Source organism: Kitasatospora sp. NPDC101108, assembly GCF_055584725.1.
Map to the genome: position 1 here is coordinate 135141 of NZ_JBVJLM010000003.1, position 24987 is coordinate 160127.

Consider the following 24987-nt stretch of genomic DNA (forward strand, 5'->3'; position numbering starts at 1 on the left):
GCGTGCGGCAGCCGCCCCGCACTGCCGTGGCGGTGCGGGGCGGCGGCTCGGCGTTCTCGGACCGGACGGGCTCCGGGCCGGTTCAGCCGTTCAGCCAGGCGCCGGCCGGCGGGACCGACGGGGGCGAGCTCGGGCCCGCCACGATCTTGACGATGTCGGCCTCCGGCAGCACCTGGCCCCACACCTGGATGTCGGCCACCGCGCCGTGCCAGGGGTCGGACCACTGCGAGTTCGAGCTCAGCCGGCCGATCTGCAGGTTGTTGTTGCCGGACGGCTGAACCCCGGCCGACTTGGCCGAGGACTGCGGAGCTCCGTTGACGTACAGGGTGAGCTGTTGCGCCGAGTCGTCGTACACCCCGGTCAGCAGCACCCACTGGTTGACCGTCGCGTCGGCCTTGGACCAGGCGATCGCCGAACCACCGCCCGGGATCTGGACCTTGAAGTACCACTGGTCGTGCCCGTTGTTGCTGGCCCGGCCCAGCGAGTACGCGTAGTACTGGCCGTCGCCCTGGCTGATCGCGCTGCGGTTGCCGTCGGGCTTGTCGACCAGCACCCGCGCGGACACGGTGAAGCTCTTGCTCACGTCGACGACCTGCCCCGAGGTCGAGGCGAAGGAGTCCTGGCCGCTGGGCAGTTTGAGGACCTGTCCGGAGAAGCCGCTCATCGTCCCCGGCTTGGCGTCGGCACCCAGGTTCAGCGCCGGGCCCTTCTTGGCCGGCAGGGTGCCGACGGTCGGCGGGCTGTCGATGCCCTTGGCCGGCGGGGCGCTGCTCGCGGAGGAGGACGGGCCGTTCGAGGCGGACGTGCTCGCCGAGACGACGGAACCCGGTTTCTTGTCGCTGTCCTTCTTGTACAGCCAGAAACCCGCACCGGCGCCGGCCACGACCACGACGGCGGTCACCGCACCGATCAGCTTGAGCCGGCGGCCGCGCTTGGCGGCCTTCTCGTTCTGCTCGGCCAGCGCCTCCCAGTCCGGCGTGCCGGCCTGGGAGTTCGGCGACGGGAAGCCGGACTGCTGCTGCCACTGCGACGCGGGCTGCTGCGGCTGGACGGGCTGCGCCTGCGGCGGGAAGGCCTGCGGCGGTTGGAAAGGCTGCGGCGCCGCAGGAGCGGGTGCCACCGGACCCGGCTGCACCGGCCCGGGCTGCACCGGGCCTGCTCCGCCCGGCTGCGGCACCGGCGGCACCGGCTGCGAACGGGGCGTCGTCTGCTGGGGAGGTGGGGCAGGTGCTGCACCGGGCGGTGGCCCGAAGCCGGTCGCGGGGCCGAATGCACCGCTCGGAGACTGCGGTGGCACACCGGTGGCCGGAGCGGCCCCCCCGGCCGGTGCCTGCTGCGGTGGCGGGTAGGGCTGCCCCGGCTCGCCACTCGGTACCGGTCGATCGCTCATGGCCGGAATGCTAGGGCATCGGCCCGGTCCCGCCCATGGGGGGTGCGCGGAGGAACCGTCGGTGCTGCCGGGGCGGCGACGAACCGCCGCCTCACGCAACCCCGTTGTACGGAATCCTCCAGCGCTGCGAGATCACGTCCGCGCACGGGCGCAGCTGCGCCGCCGTACCGTCCGCGAGCGCGCCGCCCGTGGTGCCCAGGCACAGGCCCGAGTCCTGGTGCATCAACCGCCCTCCGGTGGTGGGCGCCCAGCGCTGCCCGGAACCGCCGGTGCAGTCGGCCAGCGTGACCGAGGAGCGGTCGGCACCCGGCGCCAGGCAGGCCGCTCCCCCGCGCAGCGATCCGTCGTTGCCCACCGTCCAGCTGGTCGAGGAGCCCGGGTCGCCGCAGGCCCCGACGCTCACCGCGCCGCCCGCCCCGCCGCCCGCCGGGCCGCCACCGTGCCGCAGGCAGATCCCGGGTGCCCCGGCCGGGATCTCCCCGACCGGCAGGCCGACCCGGTTGTGGAAGGCGAAGGACTCGCTGCGCAGGCCGGTGCCGCCGCTCCACACCTCGAAGCCCGCCTGCACCCGGCACAGGTAGGAGCCCTTGGGGACGTAGCCGCGAGCCATCGCGTCGGCGGTGAACAGCCGCAGGTTGAGGCCCCGGGTGGTGTGGGTCGGCGTGGTGCGCACGTAGCTGATCACGCTGTGCGGGCCGGTGATCGGCGCCTGGAACACGTTGTACGCGGCGTCGCCGAACGGCTGGGCGTCGGCGACCTTGTCCCCGGCCGGGCGCACGCTGTCGGTGGCGTCCAGCCACACCATCAGCTCGGCGCTCTCGCCCGGCAGGCAGTTGTCCGGGCTGGAGCCGTACCAGAGGTCGAAGGACAGGTTGAAGGAGCCGCTCACCCGGCCGTTGGCGTCCCAGTCGGCCGTCGCGTCACCGAGCGCGCTGACCGGAACCGGCAGTCCGCTCGCGCCGGGGGCGGTGGAGACGTTGGGGTAGGCGCCGGGGGCCAGCGGGTTCTTCGGGACGAAGTCGCGGATCCGGGACACCGTGAAGCCGGTGTCGCCCACCGGGTCCACGCAGATGGTTCCGGCGGTGTTCCACGGGTTCGGTTCGAGGATCTTCGACCCGCCGTCCAGCGCCAGCTTGGGGAAGGGGTCCTGCGGGGTCGGGCACAGGCTCGCCGCCGCCGCGGTGGCGGCCGGCGGCTGTTCCACCGCCCCCACCCGGCCGCTGCACCCGGCCAGCAGTGCGGCGACCGCGCCGAACGCGGCGACCGCCCGCAGCCTCCGCGCCGCGCGCCCGGCCCCACCGACCTCGTTGTTCATCACGCTTCCCCGAACCGTCCTCGCCCACCTGGGCGGACAACCGTACACAAGTGCTCCGCAGGCACCTCCGTGCACATCACGATCGGAACTCGATATCGGTTCCGGACGGCCGGTGGAAGAGGGGGGAGCGAATTCGCCGCGATCGGTCCCGTACGATCCTCGCGTCCCCCGCAGCCCGACCGGGCAACGGCCGACACGCGGGGAGGGTTCATCCAATGACGGCTTCGGGGGAGTAGAGCACGTGACTGTCACCGAGAGCACGCGACTCGCGGGCAGCGGTCAACCACCCGTCTCACGTCGCCGGAGCCGGCGCGACCCGGCCGCCCGCAACCAGTGGGGCCTGCTCCCCCAGCCCCCGGACAACACCGAGAAGTACCTGTACGCGCGCACCCACCTGTGGGTGCTGACCTGCTTCTCCCTGGTCAGCTTCGGCTGCATGGTGGCCAGCGAGATCGGTCTGCTCAAGGCGACGCCGTGGTTCCTCGTCTTCGTGCCGCCGCTCGCCTTCACCATCGTCTACTACCTGATATCCCGTTGGGTGCACGGCTTCAACGAGACCTTCGACCTCGCGGCGCACCGCGCCCTGGTCAAGTCCTGGCGGCCCGAGCACTACCCGACCGTCGACATCTTCCTGCCCGTCGCCGGCGAGCCGATCGAGGTCCTGCACAACACCTGGACCCACGTCGCCCGGCTGCGCGACCAGTACCCGGGCGAGGTCACGCCGTACGTCCTCGACGACAGCAACAGCCCCCAGCTCGCGCAGATGGCCGTCGACTTCGAATTCGTCTACGGCACCCGCAACAAGCTCGGCTGGTTCAAGAAGGCCGGGAACCTGCAGTTCGGCTTCCGCAACTCCGACAGCGACTACATCCTCATCCTGGACGCCGACTTCGCGCCCCGGCCGGATCTGCTGGACGAGATGCTCCCCTACATGGCGGCCAACCCCCGCCTCGGCATCGTCCAGTCCCCGCAGTTCTTCCGCATCCTCGACTCGCAGAACTGGATCGAGCGCGGCGCCGGAGCCGTCCAGGAGCTGTTCTACCGGACGGTCCAGGTCTCCCGGCAGCGCAACGACGGCGCCATCTGCGTGGGCAGCTGCGCGATATACCGGCGGGCCGCCCTGGAGGAGAACGGCGGCACCACGCTGATCGGCCACTCCGAGGACGTGCACACCGGATTCGACCTGCGCCGCCTGGGCTGGGACCTGCAGTACATACCCGTCGCCCTGGCCACCGGGGTCTGCCCCGACAACGTCGGCGGCTTCTTCAACCAGCAGTACCGCTGGTGCACCGGCTCCATGAGCCTGCTCGGAAGCAAGAAGTTCTGGCAGGCCAAGCTGCGGCCGGTCACCCGGGCCTGCTACCTGTCCGGGTTCTTCTACTACATCCACACGGCGCTGTTCACCATCGTCTCGCCGCTCGTCCCGATCATCCTGCTGTTCGCCCGCCCCGACCTGGTCCGCTGGCAGAACACCGCCCTGGTGCTTCCCGGCCTGATCTACGCGACGGTCATCTTCCCGCTCTGGCACCGCAACCCCTACCGGCTGGAAGCCTGGGCCGCCCGCATGATGTACGGCTGGGCGCACGTCTTCGCCATCTGGGACATCGTGCGCCGCAACCGGATGGCCTGGCAGCCGACCGGCTCCAGCGGCGCCAAGAAGAACAAGACCCGCCGGTTCTGGATCGGCGTGATCGTCTGGGGCGGCGGGACCGCCCTGCTCTGGGTCGGCACCAGCATCTGGCGGATGCTCACCATGGGCCCGCTGAACTTCGCTCTCGTCCTCGCCTCCGGTCTCTTCTACGCCACCATCGTCGGCCGGGTGCTCGTCCAGCCGCGCCCCACGGAAGCAGGGTGATCGCCATGTCCGCCCATTCCCGACGGGCCGGCCTGCGCCGACTGGCACTCCCGCTGCTCACCGCCGCCCTGCTGCTCGTCACGGCGTGCGGCCCCGCCGACCCGGGCTTCGCGCTGCAGGAGGACCTCGCCCAGCCCGCACCGACCGCCACCGGCCCCGGCGCCGGCACCGGCACGGGCACCCCGGCCCCGAGCGCCCCGGCCACGACCAAGCCCCGGCTCACCGGTGTCCCCTACGACGTCACCCCGCTGCTCAAGCCGGGCCGCAAGTACCTCGGCGCCGCCCTGGCCGGCGTGCCCGCCTCGATGGACGCCCTGCCCGGCTACACCTCCGCGATCGGCAAGCAGCCCAACGTCCTGGAGTACTACGCCCATTGGAAGGGCGGCTTCGACACCGCCGGTGTGCGCAGGATCTACGACACCGGGGCGCTGCCCTTCATGGCCTGGGAGCCGTACGACCACTCGCTGGCCTCGATCGCGGCCGGCGACACCGACGACTACGTGCGCGGCGTGGCCAAGTCCGTCGCCAAGCTCGACCTGCCCATCGCCATCAGCATCGCGCACGAGATGAACGGCGACTGGTACCCGTGGGGCCGAAAGACCGCCAGCCCCCAGGACTTCGTCGCGGCCTGGCGCCGCGTCCACGACATCTTCGACAAGGCCGGCGCCACCAACGTGATCTGGGTGTGGAGCCCCAACATCACCGTCCCCGCGCCCAACACCCGCCTCGCGCCGTACTACCCGGGTGACGACTACGTCGACTGGGCCGGCATGACCGGGTACTTCACCAACGACGGCCCCAAGACCTTCGAGACCCTGTACGGCCCGACCATGGCCGAGATCCGCACCTTCAGCAAGAAGCCCTTCTTCATCAGCGAGACCGCCACCGAACAGGGCAGGCACCAGCGCGACTTCGTCGACCAGCTGTTCTCCGGGATGGAGGCGCACGACGACATCGTCGGCTTCATCTGGTTCAACATGATCAAGCGGGCGGACTGGCGGGTCGAGACCGTTCCGGACACCCTCGCCGCCTTCAAGAAGCGCGTGTCCGCCGCCCGCTACGGCTTCGACATCCGGAACCCATGATGAGCACTGAGCCCGAGTTCTCCCCCGCGCCGAAGATCCCCACCCAGCAGGCCCCCGGCGCCCGGACGCCGGCGGCGGACCCGCCCGCGAATGACCGCGCAGCCGCGGCCGTGGCGGTGGACGTGACCGTGGCCGTGGACAACCCCGACGCCGTTGAGCTGGCCCCGTACACCATCCCGCAGGTACCCGCGATCGGCTGGGACCCCGCCTCCAGCCCCCGGCGCCGCTGGATCGCCCGCGGCCTGCTCGGCGCCGTCCTGGCCGTCCAGGCCGCGCTATCGCTGCGCCTGCTCGCCGCCGCGCACCCCGACGAGGCCGTCGCCATGGTCGCCGGCCGTCAGCAGCTCGCCCACCTCCTGCACGGCACCCCGGTCACCACCGACCTGGTCGACCGCATCCCCGGCTCGCCGTGGCTGTACCCGCCGCTGGCCGGCGCAGCCGCGAACGCCGGGGGCATCTGGGGCACCCGGCTGCTCAGCCTCGGCTTCGGACTGCTCACGACGGTGCTGCTGTACTCGCTGACCCGAAAGCTCTTCAACGAACGGGTCGCCATCTGCGGCATAGCCGCCTACGCCGTGCTGCAGTCCACCGTCGTGGGCGGTTTCTACGGCGCCCCCGAGTCCCTCGCCGTCCTCCTGGTCGCCCTCGCGGCCTGGCTCACGGTGTTCACCGCCCGGCGCTCCCCGGCCCTGGTTCTGACCGCCGCCCCGCCCGTCGCCCTGGCCTGCGCCGTGGCCCACTCGGCGGTCTTCGCGGCCCCCGCCCTGGTCCTCCTGGCCCTGGCCGGTGCCTGGCCGCACCGCCGGCCCGGCCCGGCCGCGCTGCGCGCCCTGCTGCTGGGCGCCGGCACCGTCCTCCTGCTGCTGCCCTACGGCCAGCTGGGGAAGGTCGCCCACTGGTCCCCCGCGCACGGCAACGCCCCCGGCTCGACCGGCTCCATCCTGCTAGGCACCCTCCAGTGGAGCGGCCTGTTCACCCTCCTCGCGGTGGCCGGCACGGTCTCGTACGTCCGCCGCGAGCAGATGAACGAACACGAGTCGCCCGAGAATGACGGCGCCGCCACCACCCGGGGCCAGCGCGTCCTGCTCGGCACCGTCCTGACCTTCACCGCACTGCTGATCCCCGCCGCCCACCTGTGGACCGGTACCTCCGGCGCGCTGTTCCGCCACCTCGGCTACGGCATGCTGCTCGCCGCCCCGCTCGCGGGGCTCGGCCTCACCCGGCTGGTCGGCGCCCACTTCCGCCACCCTCAGCTGGGCATCCTGGTCTGGGTCGCGCTCCTGGCCCTGGGCATGGAGCAGTCCGCCCTGCGCTACCAGAACGGGCCCGATTCCGGCCGCCTGCTGGCCGTCCTGAGGGCGCACGCCGTCCCCCAGGGCCACTACCTCACCGAGGTCGACGGACTCGCCGAGTACTACCTCGGCAGCGTCAGCAAGCCCGAGCAGTGGATCTCGGCGCAGGCCGGGACGGACTACCGCGATGACGCCGGAGTGCAGCACCGCGGCACGGACGGCAGCACGGCCGCGATCCGGAACGGCTGGTTCACCATGGTCGTTCTGGACAGCACCGCGCCGGAGGCCACCGACCGCGCGCTCAGCGCCGCTCTGACCGCCAGCGGGCACTACCGGCTGATCGCCCAATTCACCTCTCCGACGGGTGATTCGAGCACGTACAAGGTGTACCTGAAGCACTGATCGGCCGCCCGGCCCGTCGACACGCGCAACACGACAGGCACAACATATGGTGCCGCCGCAGTCAGCCGGCACTACATGTATGCTCACTCCTGCTGTCGATGCAGGGGAACCCGGTGGGAGTCCGGGACTGCCCCGCAGCGGTGTGCGGGCGGCTCCAGCAGCTGCGCCCGCGAGTCCGAGTACCTGCCGACAGCGTGCGCCACGGCCCTCCCGCAGAGGCCGCGCCGGCACTGAGCACCACCCCTCCGGGCCTCGCGGGCGGGCCGGGGAGACACCTCGCGCGGCGCTGTTTGCGTCCGCGCCGTGCTCCCCTGCCCAGATCGGCCCGGGTGACCCCGATCACGCCGCCGATCGCCGCCAGGAGAGAGCGCCTTGACCACCGCTGCCTCAGCCACCCTGCCCGCCCAGGGCTCCGGTTCCGCCTTCACCGACCCGACGGTCTCCGACCCCGGGGGCGCGCTGCTGCGGCTGCTCACCGACCGCAGCGCCGACCTCACCGAGGTCGACCCCGGCCATGTCGCCGCCGCCGCGCTGCGCGGCCGCCACGCCGGCTCGGACTTCGCCGAGCTGCGCGGGCTGGCCGTGGACGCCGCCGCGTCGATGATCGCCGAGGACCCCCAGTACTCGAAGCTCGCGGCCCGCCTGCTCGCCCTGGAGATCGTCGACGAGGCGAACAGCCAGGGCTCGGTCTCCTTCTCCGCCTCGATCGCCGTCGGCCACGCCGAGGGCCTGATCGGCGACACCACCGCGGCCTTCGTCGCCAAGCACGCCGCCGCCCTCGACGCCCTGATCGACGCCCAGGGCGACGACCGCTTCGAGTACTTCGGCCTGCGCACCGTGCAGTCCCGCTACCTGCTGCGCCACCCGATCACCCGCAAGGTCATCGAGACCCCGCAGCACTTCCTGCTCCGCGTCGCCTGCGGCCTGGCGGTCGGCGACTCCGAGCAGTCGGTGCGCGAGGTGGCCGAGCTGTACGGCCTGATGAGCCGCCTGGAGTACCTGACCTCCTCGCCGACGCTCTTCAACTCCGGCACCCGGCACCCGCAGATGTCCAGCTGCTACCTGCTCGACTCGCCGCTGGACAACCTGGACTCGATCTACAACCGCTACGCGCAGATCGCCCGGCTCTCCAAGCACGCCGGCGGCATCGGCCTGTCCTACTCGCGCATCCGCTCGCGCGGCAGCCTGATCCGCGGCACCAACGGCAAGTCCAACGGCATCGTCCCGTTCCTGCGCACCCTCGACTCCTCGGTCGCCGCCGTCAACCAGGGCGGCCGCCGCAAGGGCGCGGCCTGCGTCTACCTGGAGACCTGGCACGCGGACATCGAGGAGTTCCTGGAGCTGCGCGACAACACCGGTGAGGAGGCGCGCCGCACCCACAACCTCAACCTGGCCCACTGGATCCCGGACGAGTTCATGCGCCGGGTCAACGCCAACGCCGACTGGTCGCTGTTCTCCCCGGCCGACGTGCCCGAGCTGGTCGACCTGTGGGGCGAGGAGTTCGACGAGGCCTACCGCAAGGCCGAGCTGGCCGGCAAGGCCGTCCGCACCATCCCGGCGCAGACCCTCTACGCCCGCATGATGCGCACCCTCGCGCAGACCGGCAACGGCTGGATGACCTTCAAGGACGCCTCCAACCGCGCCGCCAACCAGACCGCGCTGCCGGGCCGCACGGTGCACTCCTCCAACCTGTGCACCGAGATCCTGGAGGTCACGGACGACTCCGAGACCGCCGTCTGCAACCTCGGCTCGGTCAACCTCGGCGCCCACGTGGCTGCCGGCGCCTCGGCCGACGACCTGCTGGGCGCGATGGACTGGGAGCGCCTGGACGCCACCGTCCGCACGGCCGTGACCTTCCTCGACCGCGTGGTGGACATCAACTTCTACCCGACCACCGAGGCCGGTACGTCCAACTCCCGCTGGCGCCCGGTCGGCCTCGGCGTGATGGGCCTGCAGGACGTCTTCTTCAAGCTGCGGATCGACTTCGACTCGGCCGAGGCCAAGCAGCTGTCGACGCTGATCTCCGAGCGCATCATGCTCACCGCCTACGAGCGCTCCGCCGACCTGGCCGAGCAGCTGGGCCGCCACGAGGCCTACGGCGAGACCCGCGCCGCCCGCGGCGAGCTGCACATCGACCACTTCCCGACGGCCGCCCCCCAGTGGGCCGACCGCTGGACCGCCCTGCGCGCCCGCATCGCCGAGACCGGCCTGCGCAACTCGCTGCTGCTCGCGATCGCGCCGACCGCGACCATCGCGTCCATCGCCGGTGTGTACGAGTGCATCGAGCCGCAGGTGTCCAACCTGTTCAAGCGCGAGACGCTCTCCGGCGAGTTCCTCCAGGTCAACCCGTACCTGGTGCGCGAGCTCAAGGAGCTCGGCGTCTGGGACCAGCAGACCCGCGACGCGCTGCGCGACGCCAACGGCTCGGTGCAGGAGCTGGGTTGGCTGCCCGCCGAGGTCCGTTCGCTGTACCGCACCGCCTGGGAGCTGCCCCAGCGCGCGCTGATCGACCTGGCCGCGGCCCGCATGCCGTACCTGGACCAGAGCCAGTCGCTGAACCTGTTCATGGCGGCGCCGACCATCGGCAAGCTCAGCTCGATGTACGCGTACGCGTGGAAGGTCGGTCTGAAGACCACCTACTACCTGCGTTCGCGCCCGGCGACCCGCATCGCCCAGGCCGCCTCCGGCGCCGCGCGCGCGGCCGCGCCCGTGCCCGCCGGCACGATCCCCGTGGGCACCCCCGCCCTCACGCCGGAGCAGGAAGCCGCCATCGCCTGCTCCCTGGAGAACCCCGAGTCCTGCGAGGCCTGCCAGTAATGACCGCCGACGACCGCAAGATGCTGCTCGACCCCGGCTTCGAGCTGACCCTGCGCCCGATGCGCTACCCGTCGTTCTACGACCGGTACCGCGACGCGATCAAGAACACCTGGACCGTCGAGGAGGTGGACCTGCACTCGGACGTCGCCGACCTCGCCAAGCTGAGCGAGGGCGAGCGCCACCTGATCGGCCGCCTGGTCGCCTTCTTCGCGACGGGTGACTCGATCGTCGCCAACAACGTGGTGCTGAGCCTCTACAAGCACATCAACTCGCCCGAGGCACGGCTGTACCTCTCGCGACAGCTGTTCGAAGAGGCCGTCCACGTCCAGTTCTACCTGACGCTGCTGGACACCTACCTTCCGGACCCGGAGGACCGCAACGCGGCCTTCGCGGCGGTGGAGAACATCCCCTCCATCCACCAGAAGGCCCAGTTCTGCTTCAAGTACATGAACGCGGTCGACCACATCGAGTCGCTGCGGACCAAGGAGGACCGGCGGGCCTTCCTGCTGAACCTGATCTGCTTCGCGGCCTGCGTCGAGGGTCTGTTCTTCTACGGCGCGTTCGCGTACGTGTACTGGTTCCGGTCGCGCGGTCTGCTGCACGGTCTCGCGACCGGCACCAACTGGGTGTTCCGCGACGAGTCCATGCACATGGACTTCGCGATGTCGGTCGTCGACACCGTCCGTGAGGAGGAGCCCGACCTCTTCGACGACGAGATGGCCAAGCAGGTCACCGAGATGCTGGAGGAAGCCGTCGCGGCCGAGCTCCAGTTCGCCCAGGACCTGTGCGGTGACGGTCTCGCCGGCATGAACACCGACTCCATGCGCCAGTACCTGGAGGCCGTCGCCGACCAGCGCCTGGCCCGCCTCGGGATGCCGATCCGGTACGGGTCGACCAACCCGTTCGGGTTCATGGAGCTCCAGAACGTCCAGGAGCTGACCAACTTCTTCGAGCGCCGGGTGTCGGCGTACCAGGTCGCGGTCGAGGGCTCGGTGTCCTTCGACGACGACTTCTAGGTCGAATATCGTTCAGCAAAAACAGCGGAGCTGCCGTTCACGGCAGCTCCGCTGTCGGTTCTCGGTGTTCGGGGGAAGCGCAGATATGTCCAAGCTCCAACAGCGTGTGGTCGACGGCCCGTTCGGGCCGATACAGGTCAGTCACGACCGCTGGCCGTCCGTCGTGGCACGGGTCCAGGGGGCGGGGATGCCCACCGTCACGGTGGTGCCCGACCGCGACCACGGCGCGATGAACATCAACGGCCACAACGTGCCGACCACCCGGAAGGCACGCACCCGCACGGCGGTGCTCGGCGACCGCAGCTACGAACTGAGGTCGACCAGCCTGCGCAGGGCGGAGCTGCGCCGCAACGGGACGGTCATCGCCCACGCCCGCGGCACGTTCCGCTCGTACGCCCCCGGCCGCACCATCCCCGGCCTGGACGCGAAGGTGACGTGGTCCCAGGGCATCGACCCGACGGATGTGGCGGTCGGCCAGGCCATGGTGATCGCCTTCGGCGCCGGCGGCCCGGGTGTACTCCTGCGCACGCTCTTCTTCTGGTACGACAACCTCAGCTGAGCGAACAGCGGTGCCCCGCCCGGGGCACCGCTGTTTCATCGGTCGGTCGAGAACACCCCACCCTTGACCCCGGCGAGAAAGTCGGCCCACGCCTCACCCGTGAACAGCAGAACCGGCCCTTGGTGCCGTCGGGGGCGCCTCAGGGGCGGATCGGGGTTGATCCCGATACCGAACCGGCCTGCCACCGAACACGATTGATCATGTCGCTGAGGCCCGCTCAGCCGAGCTGATCCCACGGGGTGCTCCACATGAAGCCGTTCGTCCGTCGTGCCGCCGCCCTCGGGCTGGCCTGTTCCGCCGTCGTCGGCCTCACCGCCGCCGTCGGCGCCCAGGCCTTCGCCGCAGACAGCACAGGCGCGGGCTCCACCGCCGCGACGGCCTTCCCGCCGCTGGATCCCGCCGCGCTGCAGGCCGCCATCGAGACCCGGCCCTCCGACGACTCCGCCGGCGCGGTCGCCCTGGTCGCCGAGCCCGGCCAGATGTGGAAGGGCTCCACCGTGGACAGCCAGACCGGCCGGAAGATCCCGGAGAACGCGCACTTCCACGCCGGCAGCATCTCCAAGGTGTTCGAGACCACCGTGATCCTGCAGCTCGCCGCCGAGGGCCGGATCGACCTCGACCAGACCGTCCAGCACTACCTGCCGGGTCTGCTCCCGGACACCTTCGACCCGATCACCGTCCGCCAGCTCGTCAACTACACCAGCGGCCTGCCGAACGTGGACGAGGGCAAGCCCCCCATGAGCGCCGACGAGACGATCGCCGACCGGTACGACTACCGCACCTTCGACCAGATCATCCAGGACACCCTGCACCCCGACGACGGCCGCCCGGCGCCCGGCCCGCACTTCACGCCCGGCACCAAGCAGGAGTACAACTCCCTCGGCTTCCGCATCGCGGGCAAGCTCATCGAACAGACCACCGGCAACTCCTTCAGGGACGAGGTCACCGCCCGCATCCTGAAGCCCCTGCACCTGAACCAGACGTCGGTGCCGGAGGACGACCCGGTGATGCCCCGCCCCTACCTGCACGGCTACATGACCGACGACAGCGGTCGGGCGGTCGACACCAGCGAGCAGGGCGGCGACCCGTCCAACATGATCTCCACCACGGCCGACCTCGACCGCTTCCTGACCGCGCTGCTCCAGGGCCGCCTGCTGCCCGCCGCGCAGCAGAACGAGCTGTTCACCCTGCCCAAGGACAACGAGGGCAAGCTCGTCCCGTTCATCGGCGGCACCTCCTGCAACAAGGTGGCCTGCTTCGGCGCCGGCCTGATGTCCACCCCGCTGCCGAACGGCACCCTGCTCTGGGGCAAGACCGGCCACGACGACGGCTACGCCAACGGCATGTTCGCCACCCGCGACCTGTCCGTCCACGCCGTGTACTCGACCTCCAACCTCGGCCTCGACTTCGGCGCCCCGACTCCTCTCGCCAACCGCCTGCTGACGGCGGTCCTGGCCCCCTCCACCTCGCACCACTGAACTCCCCCACACGCTGCAGCGGGCGCGGTCCAGTCGGCCCGGAAGCCGAGCCGGAATCAGGGATGGATCGGGGCGAGTTCGGGGGTGATCCCTGATTCCTCGCACCGCGACCGTGCGGCACGGTCATCGGCATGACTATCGAGCCGACTTCCTCCAATGCCCCGACCACGACGGGGGTCCGCCGACGCAGGCGGGTGCCGATGGCGGCGCTCGCCTGCGCCGTGCTCACCGCGGTGACGCTGGGCACGGCCGTCCCGGCGATGGCTGCTCCCGCCGCCCGGCCGGCAGCAGCGGTCGACCGCACCGACGACCGGTTGCCGAAGCTGGACCCGCAGGCCCTGCGGCAGGCACTGGCGAGTGCGCCCGACCGCACCACGGGCGTGCTGGCGCGCGTGAGCGGGCCGGACGGCCACTGGACCGGGACGTACGGGACCGCCGACCTCGCGACCGGGGCACCGGTGCCGGTCGACGGCCGGTTCCGCCTCGGCAGCGTCACCAAGACGTTCATCGCCACCGTGGTGCTGCAACTGGCCGCCGAGGACCGCCTCGACCTCGACCGGCCCGTCCAGCACTACCTGCCGAACGTCCTGCCGGACAGCTACCCGCCCGTCCCCGTCCGCACCCTGCTCAACTTCACCAGCAGCCTTCCCGAACTGACCCCGGACGACCTGCCCACCACCCCGGACGGCATCGTCGAGCACCGATTCGACGACCACCCGCTCGCCGAACTGGTCGCCAAGGCCGTCCGGCACGAGCGCCCCTTCAGCGACCCCGGCAGCACGCAGGTCTACGGCGCCACCGGCTACTACGTCGCCGCCATGCTCGTCGAGAACCTCACCGGACACACCTACCAGCAGGAGATCACCACCCGGATCCTGCAACCGCTGCACCTGCGCGACACCACCGCCCCGGAGCGCGACACCACCATCCCCGGCCCCCACTCCCACGGCTACATCGCCGTGCCGCAGCCGGCCGGCGGGACGCGGCTGGTCGACATCACCGAACAGAACCCGGGCGCCGGCGGCATGATCTCCACCACGGCCGACCTCGACCGCTTCCTGACCGCCCTCTTCCGAGGACGGCTCCTCCCCCCGGCCGAGCAGGCCGAACTGTTCGACGTCCCCGACGTCCCCTACCTCGGCGGCGGCGACCACGACCCGGGCCACGGCCGCGCCTACTACAGCGCCGGCCTGCTGCGCGCCACCCTCCCCGACGGAGTGACCGTCTGGGGCAAGACCGGCAGCACCTTCGGCTACACCGACGGCATGTTCGCCACCCGCGACCTGCGCCGACGCCTGGTGTACTCCTTCAACCCCACCACCGGCGGCGGCAACGACCTCGCCCTGGTCAACCGGATCCTCTCCGGCACCTTCGCCCCGTGAGAGGGACCACCAGGCCGGGGTGCCACTCACCGGCAGGGCTGCGCAGGTCCGGGCCGCCCGAACGGCGCACCGCACCCCGGCCGGCCGCTCCGACAGCGCCCACGGCCGCCAACTCCCCTGTCCCCGACCGGCATTCGAACCGACCCGGGGCGGGCACGCCCGGTCCGCACTCCACCCGTCCGGCTGAACTCCCGAGCCACACCGGCATCACACGCATACGCACGACCCGATCCCCGCTACGGTCCGGCGCACAGCCGAACGGAAGGGGCTCGCCCGTGACCACCGGAATCCTCGACTACGAGAGCGACGCGATCGTCCAGCTCATGAGCATGGCGGAGGAGGACTGGACCGAGAAGGAGCTCAAGGACGCCCTCCAACGGGCGATCATGCTGGAGCTCTCGACCATCCCGCCCTACGCCACCGCGCTCTGGTCGATCACCGACCCCGACAACAGCAAGCCGGTCCGCCACACCATCCGCGAGATCGTCTTCGACGAGATGTCGCACTTCGGCCTGGTCTGCAACATGCTCACCACCATCGGCGGGACGGTCGTCCTCACCGACCCCGCCACCGTCCCGAAGTACCCGGGCGAGCTGCCCGGCGGCGTCAACCCCGGCCTGACCGTCTACCTCAGCGGGCTGACCCGCGAGTCCGCCGCACTCTTCTCCGACATCGAGAAGCCCGAGGACCCGCTCGCCTTCGCCGCCGGGGGCAACACGATCGGCGCCTTCTACCAGCGCATCGCCAATGTCTTCCCCACCTTCGCCCACCTGATCACCGGGCAGCACCAGATCAGCTTCCCGCTCGGGTCCAGCCACGGCGCCGGCAACGACATCGTCCCGATGAACACCATCGACGACGTCCTGAAAGCCATCGACATCATCCGGACCCAGGGCGAGGGCACCACGGCCTCCCCGGACAACCCCTTCCCCGGCGCCCCGGGCGAACTCGCCCACTACTACGCGTTCAAGGAGATCGCCGTCGGCAGGAAGCTCGTCCAGAACCCGACGACGAAGAAGTACGAGTTCACCGGCCCCGACGTCCCCCTGCCGGACACCTACCCGGTCGCCCGCGTCCCCAAGGGCGGCTGGGCCGACGACCCCGGCAACAGGCCCGACCGGGCCACCGCCGCCCTGCTGAACGACTTCAACACGTCCTACAGCGACATGCTGCGCGCCCTCGAAGCGGCCTGGGGCGACGGCGGCGCCGCGTCGCTCGGCGAGGCGATCGGCCACATGGGCGAACTGCGCGGTACGGCGCAGCAGTTGAGCGGCATCAAGCTGCCCGCCGATCCCCGCTTCAGCTACGGCCCGGAGTGGCTGTTCGTCCGGCAATAGCCTCCGAGCAGCACGAAGGCCGGTGCGGTCCACCCGCACCGGCCTCCAACGTGCAAGCGGCCGTTACTCGTTCGGCACGGTCGCGTACTTCGCGGTGCCCTCGGCCATCTGCTTCAGGGCGTCCTTGCGGTCCCGCTTCGACAGCTTGTCGATGTAGAGGGTGCCGTACAGGTGGTCGGTCTCGTGCTGCAGGCAGCGGGCGAAGAACCCGGTGCCCTCGACCCGGATCGGCTGGCCGTCCTTGTCGACGCCGGTCACCGCCGCGTAGTCCGGACGCGGCAGCTCGGCGTAGGCGGTCGGGACGGACAGGCAGCCCTCGTTGCCGTCGTCGAGCACCCGGCGGCGGTCGGCCGGGTACTCCTCCAGCCGCGGGTTGATCACGTGGCCGATGTGGCGCACGCCCTCGTCGTCCGGGCAGTCGTAGACGAAGACCTTGAGGTCGACGCCGATCTGGTTGGCGGCCAGGCCCACGCCCTCGGCGGCGTACATCGACTGGAACATGTCGTCGATCAGCGCGGAGAGTTCGCCGTCGAACACGGTGACGTCCTTGACCTCGCGGTGCAGGACGGGGTTGCCGACCACGGTGATCGGGCGCGCGGTGCCCTTGCTGAGGTCGGGCTCCTCACCGATCACCTTCACGGGGGCCTCGGGCGCCGCCCCCTCCACGTCGTGCTCGTGCTCGTGGTCGTGCTGCTCCGCCATGTCTTCCGCTTCCATAGGTCTACGCGTACCTCACCAGGGTACTCAGCAGACTTCTTCGAGATCCCGGTAAGCCCGGGTTCCAGGGGCGGCCGCGACCCAGCGGTCCAGCAGCACCCGGACCAGGTGCGCCGGGGCCGCGATCCCGCACTCGCGCTCGACCAGCCAGGACATCCCGGCCGCGCCGCCCTGGCTGAGGTGGCTGAGGTGCCCGGGGTGGGCGGCGTCGCCGTCGTCGTGCGGGTCGTGGTGGGCGACGACCCCGTCGTCCGAGGCCATCCGGCTCTCCGAGCAGGCGCGGCACAGCAGCCGCACCGAGGAGGTCCAGTCCTCGGCCGCGTACCCGGCCTCGGCGACCAGCCGCTCCAGGGCGTCCCGGTCGCCGGCGGTCGCGGCCTGCAGCAGCACCACGTACGTCGGCACCGGGGAGGGCGCCCACAGCTCGATCTCGTCGAAGACGGGGTAGGCGACGCCGTCGGTGACCCGCTCGCCGTGCGGGGCGCCGTCGTGCAGCACCACCTCGCCCCAGCGGCGGCCGGAGGAGGGCAGCGGGATGGACAGCACCTCGATCCGGGCGGGGTCGAGCCGGCGGCCCCACACCACCTCGGACTCGCCGTCCGGGGACAGCCGCACCGGGGTGGTGCCGAGGTCCAGGCTGACCGGGCCGTCCCCGCCGGGGCCGCCGGGCAGCTTCAGCCCGTACGCCTGCCAGGCACGGCGGGCCAGCGGCCAGTCCTGGAGGGCGGTGGCGGTGATGCCGAGGTTCCACCAGTCCGGGGCGCCGTGCTCGCGGTCCAGCAGGGCGACGGCGCGCAGGCCGGCCGAGCGGGCCTGCTCCCAGTCGCGGCGGAACTTGTGCAGCAGGGCGAGGTTGAACCAGGAGTCGGACAGCCAGGGCTCCAGGTCGGCGGCCATCACCAGCAGGGCGCCGGCGTCCTCGTAGCGCCCGTCGCCGATCAGCGTGAAGGCCCGGTCGGTCGTCTGCCGCCAGGTGGCGGACGGCCGGTGCCGTGCCCGGTGGAAGATCCTCACGTTCGTCCCTGCCGTCGTCGTCCGCTCAAGTCCCGTACCGCCGGGCCCGTCCCGTCCTCGACGGAGGCCGGGTCCCGGTGTTCCGGGTCGGTGTTCCACGCTACGACCGCATCCAACCACGCCCGCCCCCACCCGCGCTCCCCACCGCCGAGGTTGGGGCCCGCCCCTCCCCAGCCTGCCCGCCGCGGCGCGCCTCCTCAACCCCGGACGGCCGCCGCCCGACCGGCACCCCCGGGCCGGGCGCGAAGGTACCCGCCCGGCCCCGCCGTGTCCCGCCCCGGCCCGGAGGGCCCCCGTCTCAGCCCCGGCCCTGCCCGCCGACCCGGGCGAGCGCGTCCACCACCCGGGCGTCGTAGACCCGCCCCCGCCCCAGGCGCAGCACCTCCAGCGCCTCCAGGCGCCCCACCGCCTCGCCGAGGCCCCGGCCGCGGGCGGCGGTCAGCAGGTCGTCGTGGGCGTTGGCGACCCGGATGATCCGGGCGGCGAGCGGCACCGGCCGCTCGCCGCCGGCCGGCCCCTGGCAGGGGTCGGCCAGTCGGGCGACCTGCTCGGCGACCTGCCGGGGCACCCCGGTACGGCTGATCACCTCGCTGCCGAGCCGGGCGATGCGCTGCTGCTCGGCGCAGGACAGCAGCGCGGTGGCGCCGTCCGGGACCGGTTCGACCAGGGACAGCTGGCCGACGTCGTGCATCAGCGCCGCGTACTCCAGCAGGGCGAGCTCGCGGGTGCCCAGCCCCAGCTCGCGGCCGAGCGCGCACGCCGTGTCCGCGACCCGGCGCGCGTGCCCGTGCGGGGTGTAGCCGGCGACCTCGGTGGCCCGGGCCAGGCTGGCGATGGTCTGCCCGGTGGTGGCCCGCACCGCCGCGGCCCGCCGGAAGGAGATCTGGGCGAGCAGCAGCGGGGTGCAGAACAGCGGCAGCGCCCACAGCCCGACCTCGCCGGCCGCGAGGCTGACCAGCATCCCGGTGGCGACGATCGCCGAGCCGATGCCGAACAGCGAGCGCAGCTCGTCGTCCAGCGCGGCCGGGAACCGCAGCCCCTTGGCGGAGGCGCGCAGCAGCGCGGCCAGGGTCGCGTCGCAGAGCGCGGCCAGCGCGGCGACGGCGGTCAGGAACGCCCCGTACGCCGGGCCCTCGGGCGAGAAGCGGTCGACCAGGCCGCCGTTGTAGAGCGGCTGGAAGACGGCGGCGGCGAAGCCGACCGCGAGCAGCCGGCGGGCGGCGCTGTCGCGGCGGGCCGGGTCGGCCCAGGGCGGGCGCCGGTGGGGGCGCCCCGGGAGGTGCGGGGCGAGGCCGGGCAGCCAGCCCAGCAGCAGGCCGACCCCGGTGACGGCGACCACCTGGAGGGTGCCGTGGGCGGTCGGCACCCCGCGCAGCGGTCCGAGCAGGGCGTACGCCAGCGCGCCGGCGGCGCCGATGGGCGCCTGCTCCCGGTCCCCCGGAAGGGTGATCCGGACGCACTCGCCGAGCGCGATCAGCGCGGCGAAGGCCAGCGCGATCCGCGGTTCGGCGACCCCGCGCTCCGCGACCGCGCCGAGTGCGAGCACCAGCAGCCCGGCGGCGGCCGCGTACACCGCGCGGGCGGTGCTCCCGCGCGGTGCACGGGCGCGGACGGTCCGGCCGACGGGCGGCACCGCGCGCCCGGGGCCGGTCACGACTGCCCGGCCACGGCGGCGGTCCCGCCCTGGGCGGGCACCCGGCCGGGCGCGGCCCGCACCGGCTCGGGCACCCCGAGCGGGATGTCCGGCACAGCCCGTACGCAGTCCTCGGAGGGCACCACGGGCTGCCAGTCGTGCACGGCCAGGGCGTCGATCAGCGCCCGCACCATCACCGGGTCGAACTGGCTGCCGGAGCAGCGCTCCAGCTCGGTGACCGCCTCGGTGACGGGGCGGCCGCGCCGGTAGGAGCGGGTGGAGGTCATCGAGTCGAAGGCGTCGGCGACGGAGATGATCCGGGCGAACTCGGGGATCTGCTCGCCGGCCAGCCCGCTCGGGTAGCCGCGCCCGTCCATCCGCTCGTGGTGGTGCAGGATCCCGGCGTGCGCCTCGCCGAGGAAGTCGATCCCGCGCACCAGCTCGTACCCGTACACCGGGTGGACCTCCACCGCGCGGCGTTCGTCCTCGCTGAGGGGACCGTTTCTGCGCAGCAGCTCGGTGGCCACCCCGAGCTTGCCGACGTCGTGCAGGATCCCGGCGAACCGCAGGGTGCGCAGCCGCTCGGGCTCCATGCCGAGCTGAGTGGCGATCAGCACCGAGGCCCGGCCGACCCGTTCGCTGTGCCCGCGGGTGTACGCGTCCTTGATCTCCACCGCCTGCACCAGCGACTGCACCGTGGCCTGGTGGGCGTCCCGCTCGCGCTGGCCCTGGGCGAACACCCAGGCCGAGATGGACAGCGGCAGCAGCGCCAGCAGCGCGGCGAACGCCCCGTACGGGCCCTGCCAGAGCACCGCGACCATCAGCCCGCCGGCCGCGTGCACCAGCACCGGCAGCCCGCACACCGCGCAGGCGCCGCGCAGCACCTCACCGGCCCGCCGGCCCTCGCTGAGCACCACCATGACGCCCACCACCAGCCCGTTGACCAGGCAGAACGCGGCGACGGCGGCGAAGCCGGGCAGCAGCGCGGCCGGGAAGCGGGAGCCGAGCAGCAGCTGGGGGCCGTGCAGCAGGTGGAAGGCGACGGAGGCGGCGAAGGCGCACAGCGCGAGCTGGGAGCCGTTGAACAGCTGGCGTCCGCGGCAGCCGGGGCCGGTCGGGCCGCCGAGCAGCGCGGCCGGGGCGGCGACCAGGGCGGCGGCGGCCGGCGGCAGCATCAGCACCCCGGCGAACAGCACCGGGAAGAAGGCGTTCACGCCCGGACGGGCGGGCGCCCGTCCGGCGGGCACCGGGCGGCGCAGCAACCGGCGCAGCAGGAGCGAGCAGGGGGTCGGCAGTCCCTGGGCGAGCGACTCCCAGCAGCCGTGCAGGAAGCCCAGCAAGCCGACCTTGGGCCAGTCCACCGGGTGGCCGAGCCAGTGCGGCACCCCGGGCGTGACGGCCTGGGGCAGCAGCGGCAGCAGGCAGCACAGCGCCGCCACCGGAACGGTCGTCAGGTAGCGCGCCGCCCCCCGCGGCAGGGTCGCGCCTCCACTGTCGGTAGCGATCTCGACCTCCCGCGTCCGGGCCCCGTGTTGCCTCAGCGCGCCGGGGGTGCCCGGCGGTGAGCGTCCGTCAGGAGGATAGGCCGCCGCCCGGGTGCGGGGACGCATGATCACGCAATGGCGCAGTTGGCGCACCGCCAACTCACTCGAACGAGTGAGGGCGCATGCGAGCAGAACGGGAGCGGCCCCGGGAGCGCACGCTCCCGGGGCCGCTGAACTCCCGGACCGAACCGTTTCGCCCGCCCTCGTCGGCGGACCGCCCGGGCCGCCCGCCCGACTACTCCGCGGGGGCTCCGGCCTCGACCGGCGCACCGGGGCGCGCGGCCGGTTCCTCGGACGTGTCGTCGTCGTCCTGCGCCGGGGACTGCGCCCCGCCCTGCGACCGCTTCTGCGCTCCGTCCGGCCTGGGCGCCGGACGGGCCGACTCGCCGTGCACCTCGACCGAGGCGTCCACCGCGACGACCACCGGCTCGCCCGAGTGCTGCCCGGACCGGATCGAGTCGATCCTGGCCAGGACCTTGCCGCGCAGGTCCGCCGGGGTGTCGTCGCAGCCGCAGGACCGCTTGATCAGCGCCTTGATCGCCTGCTCCAGCCCGTACTGCTTCAGGCACGGCGAGCACTCCTCGAAGTGCACGCGCAACTTGGCGCAATCGCCCTCGGCCATCTCGTTGTCGAGGAATTCATAGAGGTGGTCGAGGACCTCGCCACACTCGGTTTCGTGCGGATCGCCGCAGCTCATGAGCCCGAGCCCTTCGCTTCCTGCCCTGCCCCGCTGCCGGCCGGGACCAGCCCGCGCTCACGGGCGTAGTCCTCCAGCATGCCGCGCAGCTGCCGGCGGCCGCGGTGCAGCCGGGACATCACCGTACCGATGGGAGTACCCATGATGTCCGCGATCTCCTTGTACGCAAAGCCTTCTACGTCCGCGAGATAGACGGCGATCCGGAATTCCTCCGGGATGGCCTGGAGCGCGTCCTTCACATCGCTGTCGGGGAGGTGGTCGAGCGCCTGGGTCTCGGCCGAGCGCAGACCGGTCGACATGTGCGACTCGGCCCGGGCCAGCTGCCAGTCCTCGATCTCCTCCGCCGCGGTGCGCTGGGGCTCGCGCTGCTTCTTGCGGTACGAGTTGATGAACGTGTTGGTGAGGATGCGGTACAGCCAGGCCTTGAGGTTCGTGCCCTCACGGAACTGGTGGAACGACGCGTACGCCTTCGCGAACGCCTCCTGGAGCAGGTCCTCCGCGTCCGCGGGGTTGCGCGTCATGCGCAGCGCCGCGGAGTACATCGGGTCGAGGTACCCCAGGGCGTCGCGCTCGAAGCGCTCCCGCCGGGTCTCCTCGGACTCCTCGGCCGACACCCGGAAGGTGTCCTCACCGATCGCCTCGGCCAGCTCCTCACCGGTGAGCGCCTCGCCCGCAGGCAGGGCCTCGTCCGGGCCACGGCCCGGATCGGCCTCGTGCTCGGTCCCGACGACCGGACCCACCTCCTCGGCAACACGCGCGCGGCCCACGGCGGGCCGCCCAGAAATGGAGGATATCGGGCTGACGGGCTTCTCGCCCGCGTCAATCCACTCCGGCCAGGAGGGAGCGAACGCCACGGCGGCCTCGCGCTCCTCAGGCCGTTCGGGGCACGCGATCGAACCCATCTGCCCTGCCTCTCACCGGTGACTCGTGCTGACGGACACGACAACCACCCCGGCCCCGCCCGCATTCCCGCCCTGCCCCACCATTCACTCGCACGAGTGAGCGAGTGGAAACGCCCTGCTCACAGCGGGGGACCCGAGCAGCGGATCTCGACGGCGAGCCCACGACGGCAGGTCGCGGCGGCACGGTCGCGGCGGCGCGGTCACACCAGCCCCAGCACCCAGTCCCCCACCGCCGAGCAGATCAGCCCCAGCACCTCGTCCTGCCCCACCGCCGCCCGCTTGGGCACCTCGAACCCGTGGTTCCCGTACGGCAGCCCCACCAGCTCGTGCCCCTCCGGCAGCTCCGGGAACTCCTCCGGCCCGCCGAACGGATCCGCCGCGCCCTGCACCACCAGCGTCGGCAGCCCCGACCCCAGCAGCTCCTCCGCCCGGCTCCTCTCCGGCCTGCCCGGCGGGTGCAGCGGGAACGCCAGCGCCACCACCCCCACCGCACCGCTCGCCGCCCCCGTCCGGCAGGCCACCCGCGCCCCCGCGCTGCGCCCGCCGACCACCAGCGGCAGCCCCTGCCCCGCGAGCAGCTCCGCGACCGGCCGCCAGCCGAGGTCCAGGGTCTTCGGCGCCGGGCCCAGCTTCCGGCCCGCCACCCGCCACGGCTGCTCGACCAGCGCCACGGTGATCCCGCGCGCCGGCAGACGCTCGGCCAGCGCCACCAGGTCCCGCGCCCCGATCCCGCCGCCCGCGCCGTGCCCCAGCGCCAGCACCGCCCTCGCGGCGTCCGACCGGTGGTAGGTGATCCGGGCGTCCCCGGCCTCCGTGGCGACGAGTTCGGAGGTGGTCATCTCAGCGGCTCCCGTGCGGCGTTCAGAAGAGTGTGGTCTCGTACTCGACCTCGACCCACGGCTCCTTGAGCTCCGGGCCGTTGTTGCGGATGTTGCCCACCGCCGGCGACACCGGCGTGGCCAGCAGCGCCCCCGGCGGCGGGGGTATCAGCAGCCGGCGCAGCTCGTCCGGGTCGTCCAGCCCCGGGTCCAGCCACTCGCCCCACGACTCCCGGTCCAGGAACAGCGGCATCCGCTCGTGGATCGGCGCCAGCGCCTCCTCGGCGTCCGTGGTGACGACCGTGAAGGTCACCAGCCAGGCCCGCGGATCCCCCGGCGGCACCGTCCGGTCGCGCCAGAACTCGTACAGCCCGGCCAGCGCCAGCGGACCGCCGTCCACCCGGGAGACGAAGAACGGCTTCTTGCGCGCCTTCCCCCGCTCGCCCGGCACCGTCTGCCACTCGTAGTAGCCGTCCACCGGCAGGATGCACCGGCGCGAGGAGAAGGCCTGCCGGTACGCGGGCTTCTCGTGCACCGTGTCCGACCGCGCGTTGATCATCTTCACCGCCGTCTCGGCGGAGTTCGACCACTGCGGCACCAGCCCCCAGCGCAGCGCCCGCAACTGCCGCACCGGCCGCGCCGCCCCCTTCGCCGGCCGCTCCAGCACCACGAAGGCGCTGTTGGTCGGCGCCACGTTCCAGTTCGGGTCCAGGGACTCCTCCGGATCCCAGAACTCCACGTCGAACAGCTCGACGAGGTCCTCGGGCTTGCTGCTGGCTGCGAAGCGACCGCACATGCGGGCCAGCTTGCCACGCCGCCCGCCCTCACCACTTCCTCATCCACGGACCAGAACCGCCCGCTCCCGCCCACCCGTCCCCGCATGGGAGGCTGCCCCGAACGGCCCAACACAGCGAACGGAGGCGCAGACCCCCCGATGAACCCGAACAACCAGAACCTCGGCGAACTGTGGGACCGGGTCACCGGCACCCAGGCCGCCCCGCCCGGCTGGCTCGTCCTCGCCACCGGCTGCGCCGCCCTGCTCACCGTCCTCGCCCGGCCCCTGTGGCACGTCGCCCGCAACGCCGTCACCATCGCCCACGAGGGCGGCCACGGCCTCGCCGCGCTCGCCACCCGCCGCAGGCTCGCCGGCATCCGGCTGCACTCCGACACCTCCGGGCTCACCCTCTCCTACGGCCGCCCCACCGGCCCCGGCATGATCCTCACCGCCGCCGCCGGCTACACCGCCCCCGCCCTGCTCGGCCTCGGCTGCGCCGCCCTGCTCGCCGCCGACCGGATCACCCTGCTGCTGTGGCTGGCCGTCGCCCTGCTGCTGGCCCTGCTCGTCCGCATCCGCAACGCCTTCGGCCTGTTCGTCGTCCTGATCGCCGGCGGCGCCTTCTTCCTGGTCTCCTGGTTCGGCAGCGCCCAGGTCCAGGCCGGCTTCGCCTACCTCGGCTGCTGGTTCCTGCTGTTCGGCGCGGTGCGCCCGGTCCTGGAGCTCCAGCACCAGCGCCGCATCGGCTGGGCCCGCGACTCCGACGCCGACCAGCTCGCCCGGCTCACCCACGTCCCCGCCCTGGCCTGGGTCACCGTCTTCCTGCTGATCGCCCTCGCCTGCCTCGCCCTGGGTGCCAGCTGGCTGCTCCAACCCCTGTAACCCTCACCGTGCGGCCGTCGCGGGGTCCGTTCCGGTACGGCCCTTCAGGGGTCGTCCCCGGCCTCCCGTCCGTGGGG

The 24987-nt window shown here is 72.5% G+C and carries 20 protein-coding genes and 1 riboswitch; of the genes, 10 read left to right on the forward strand and 10 right to left on the reverse strand.

Features of this window, described 5'->3' with window-relative positions:
• Positions 1 to 82: 82 nt before the first annotated feature.
• Positions 83 to 1120 carry a LamG domain-containing protein gene (locus tag ACZ6Z8_RS08945; RefSeq protein WP_465607693.1) on the reverse strand — a complete coding sequence of 346 codons (1038 nt, stop codon included), beginning with the start codon at positions 1118 to 1120 and terminating at the stop codon, positions 83 to 85.
• Positions 1121 to 1481: 361 nt separating this feature from the next.
• Positions 1482 to 2705: a GH12 family glycosyl hydrolase domain-containing protein gene (locus ACZ6Z8_RS08950; RefSeq protein WP_465607695.1), complete on the reverse strand. Its 1224-nt coding sequence runs from the start codon at positions 2703 to 2705 to the stop codon at positions 1482 to 1484.
• A gap of 436 nt (positions 2706 to 3141) precedes the next feature.
• On the opposite strand from ACZ6Z8_RS08950, the gene ACZ6Z8_RS08955 reads away from it, so the two are divergent.
• The 9 genes from ACZ6Z8_RS08955 (at position 3142) to ACZ6Z8_RS08995 (ending at position 15928) form a co-directional block, all read left to right on the forward strand.
• Positions 3142 to 4560 carry a glycosyltransferase family 2 protein gene (locus tag ACZ6Z8_RS08955; RefSeq protein WP_465608413.1) on the forward strand — a complete coding sequence of 473 codons (1419 nt, stop codon included), beginning with the start codon at positions 3142 to 3144 and terminating at the stop codon, positions 4558 to 4560.
• A 5-nt stretch (positions 4561 to 4565) separates the two neighbouring features.
• Entirely contained in the window at positions 4566 to 5645 is a 1080-nt protein-coding gene (locus ACZ6Z8_RS08960) for a glycoside hydrolase family 26 protein (protein WP_465607697.1), read from the forward strand.
• On the forward strand, positions 5642 to 7339 hold the full coding sequence (locus tag ACZ6Z8_RS08965; protein WP_465607699.1) for a glycosyltransferase family 39 protein: 1698 nt from the start codon (positions 5642 to 5644) through the stop codon (positions 7337 to 7339). Before ACZ6Z8_RS08960 ends, ACZ6Z8_RS08965 begins: the two co-directional genes overlap by 4 nt.
• Before the next feature lie 79 nt (positions 7340 to 7418).
• Positions 7419 to 7544, forward strand: a riboswitch (cobalamin riboswitch).
• Positions 7545 to 7735: 191 nt separating this feature from the next.
• On the forward strand, positions 7736 to 10156 hold the full coding sequence (locus ACZ6Z8_RS08970; protein WP_465608415.1) for a ribonucleoside-diphosphate reductase subunit alpha: 2421 nt from the start codon (positions 7736 to 7738) through the stop codon (positions 10154 to 10156).
• Complete coding sequence (locus ACZ6Z8_RS08975; RefSeq protein ID WP_396476938.1) at positions 10156 to 11172, forward strand: ribonucleotide-diphosphate reductase subunit beta; 1017 nt, start codon at positions 10156 to 10158, stop codon at positions 11170 to 11172. The genes ACZ6Z8_RS08970 and ACZ6Z8_RS08975 overlap by 1 nt, the downstream gene beginning before the upstream one ends.
• A gap of 85 nt (positions 11173 to 11257) precedes the next feature.
• On the forward strand, positions 11258 to 11731 hold the full coding sequence (locus ACZ6Z8_RS08980) for a hypothetical protein (RefSeq protein WP_465607701.1): 474 nt from the start codon (positions 11258 to 11260) through the stop codon (positions 11729 to 11731).
• 248 nt (positions 11732 to 11979) lie between these two features.
• Positions 11980 to 13209 (forward strand): serine hydrolase domain-containing protein, encoded by a 1230-nt coding sequence (locus ACZ6Z8_RS08985; protein ID WP_465607702.1) that lies wholly within the window; start codon positions 11980 to 11982, stop codon positions 13207 to 13209.
• 131 nt (positions 13210 to 13340) lie between these two features.
• Positions 13341 to 14591 (forward strand): serine hydrolase domain-containing protein, encoded by a 1251-nt coding sequence (locus ACZ6Z8_RS08990; RefSeq protein ID WP_465607703.1) that lies wholly within the window; start codon positions 13341 to 13343, stop codon positions 14589 to 14591.
• A gap of 275 nt (positions 14592 to 14866) precedes the next feature.
• Complete coding sequence (locus tag ACZ6Z8_RS08995) at positions 14867 to 15928, forward strand: ferritin-like domain-containing protein (RefSeq protein ID WP_465607705.1); 1062 nt, start codon at positions 14867 to 14869, stop codon at positions 15926 to 15928.
• A 63-nt stretch (positions 15929 to 15991) separates the two neighbouring features.
• Here ACZ6Z8_RS08995 and def read toward each other — a convergent pair whose 3' ends face one another.
• From def to ACZ6Z8_RS09035, 8 genes are all read right to left on the reverse strand, one after another.
• The gene (def, locus tag ACZ6Z8_RS09000; RefSeq protein ID WP_465607707.1) at positions 15992 to 16645 is read right to left on the reverse strand and encodes a peptide deformylase; all 654 of its coding nucleotides are present in this window, start codon (positions 16643 to 16645) and stop codon (positions 15992 to 15994) included.
• A gap of 27 nt (positions 16646 to 16672) precedes the next feature.
• Positions 16673 to 17659, reverse strand: coding sequence for a tetratricopeptide repeat protein (locus tag ACZ6Z8_RS09005; protein ID WP_380412007.1), 987 nt, complete (start codon positions 17657 to 17659; stop codon positions 16673 to 16675).
• A 298-nt stretch (positions 17660 to 17957) separates the two neighbouring features.
• On the reverse strand, positions 17958 to 19313 hold the full coding sequence (locus ACZ6Z8_RS09010; RefSeq protein WP_465607709.1) for an HD-GYP domain-containing protein: 1356 nt from the start codon (positions 19311 to 19313) through the stop codon (positions 17958 to 17960).
• Positions 19310 to 20731, reverse strand: a complete 1422-nt coding sequence (locus ACZ6Z8_RS09015; protein ID WP_465607711.1) for an HD-GYP domain-containing protein — start codon at positions 20729 to 20731, stop codon at positions 19310 to 19312. Before ACZ6Z8_RS09015 ends, ACZ6Z8_RS09010 begins: the two co-directional genes overlap by 4 nt.
• A gap of 340 nt (positions 20732 to 21071) precedes the next feature.
• The gene (rsrA, locus tag ACZ6Z8_RS09020) at positions 21072 to 21533 is read right to left on the reverse strand and encodes a mycothiol system anti-sigma-R factor (RefSeq protein WP_465607713.1); all 462 of its coding nucleotides are present in this window, start codon (positions 21531 to 21533) and stop codon (positions 21072 to 21074) included.
• The gene (locus ACZ6Z8_RS09025; RefSeq protein WP_188303068.1) at positions 21530 to 22180 is read right to left on the reverse strand and encodes a sigma-70 family RNA polymerase sigma factor; all 651 of its coding nucleotides are present in this window, start codon (positions 22178 to 22180) and stop codon (positions 21530 to 21532) included. Before ACZ6Z8_RS09025 ends, rsrA begins: the two co-directional genes overlap by 4 nt.
• Before the next feature lie 455 nt (positions 22181 to 22635).
• On the reverse strand, positions 22636 to 23274 hold the full coding sequence (locus ACZ6Z8_RS09030) for an alpha/beta hydrolase family protein (protein WP_465607715.1): 639 nt from the start codon (positions 23272 to 23274) through the stop codon (positions 22636 to 22638).
• 22 nt (positions 23275 to 23296) lie between these two features.
• Positions 23297 to 24049 (reverse strand): SOS response-associated peptidase, encoded by a 753-nt coding sequence (locus ACZ6Z8_RS09035; RefSeq protein ID WP_465607717.1) that lies wholly within the window; start codon positions 24047 to 24049, stop codon positions 23297 to 23299.
• 138 nt (positions 24050 to 24187) lie between these two features.
• Here ACZ6Z8_RS09035 and ACZ6Z8_RS09040 point away from each other — a divergent pair, with 138 nt between their 5' ends.
• Positions 24188 to 24910, forward strand: coding sequence for a M50 family metallopeptidase (locus tag ACZ6Z8_RS09040; protein ID WP_465607718.1), 723 nt, complete (start codon positions 24188 to 24190; stop codon positions 24908 to 24910).
• The last annotated feature ends 77 nt before the right edge of the window (positions 24911 to 24987 follow it).

What these genes read in the sequence shown, in the direction of transcription:
- ACZ6Z8_RS08950 (WP_465607695.1), bottom strand. Translation starts at nt 2,705, where the DNA reads ATGAACAACGAGGTCGGTGGGGCCGGGCGCGCGGCGCGGAGGCTGCGG.
- ACZ6Z8_RS08955 (WP_465608413.1), top strand. Translation starts at nt 3,142, where the DNA reads ATGGTGGCCAGCGAGATCGGTCTGCTCAAGGCGACGCCGTGGTTCCTC.
- ACZ6Z8_RS08985 (WP_465607702.1), top strand. Translation starts at nt 11,980, where the DNA reads ATGAAGCCGTTCGTCCGTCGTGCCGCCGCCCTCGGGCTGGCCTGTTCC.
- ACZ6Z8_RS09035 (WP_465607717.1), bottom strand. Translation starts at nt 24,049, where the DNA reads ATGTGCGGTCGCTTCGCAGCCAGCAGCAAGCCCGAGGACCTCGTCGAG.
- ACZ6Z8_RS08965 (WP_465607699.1), top strand. Translation starts at nt 5,642, where the DNA reads ATGATGAGCACTGAGCCCGAGTTCTCCCCCGCGCCGAAGATCCCCACC.
- ACZ6Z8_RS08990 (WP_465607703.1), top strand. Translation starts at nt 13,341, where the DNA reads ATGACTATCGAGCCGACTTCCTCCAATGCCCCGACCACGACGGGGGTC.
- def (WP_465607707.1), bottom strand. Translation starts at nt 16,645, where the DNA reads ATGGAAGCGGAAGACATGGCGGAGCAGCACGACCACGAGCACGAGCAC.
- ACZ6Z8_RS08980 (WP_465607701.1), top strand. Translation starts at nt 11,258, where the DNA reads ATGTCCAAGCTCCAACAGCGTGTGGTCGACGGCCCGTTCGGGCCGATA.
- ACZ6Z8_RS08975 (WP_396476938.1), top strand. Translation starts at nt 10,156, where the DNA reads ATGACCGCCGACGACCGCAAGATGCTGCTCGACCCCGGCTTCGAGCTG.
- rsrA (WP_465607713.1), bottom strand. Translation starts at nt 21,533, where the DNA reads ATGAGCTGCGGCGATCCGCACGAAACCGAGTGTGGCGAGGTCCTCGAC.
- ACZ6Z8_RS08960 (WP_465607697.1), top strand. Translation starts at nt 4,566, where the DNA reads ATGTCCGCCCATTCCCGACGGGCCGGCCTGCGCCGACTGGCACTCCCG.
- ACZ6Z8_RS09040 (WP_465607718.1), top strand. Translation starts at nt 24,188, where the DNA reads ATGAACCCGAACAACCAGAACCTCGGCGAACTGTGGGACCGGGTCACC.
- ACZ6Z8_RS09030 (WP_465607715.1), bottom strand. Translation starts at nt 23,274, where the DNA reads ATGACCACCTCCGAACTCGTCGCCACGGAGGCCGGGGACGCCCGGATC.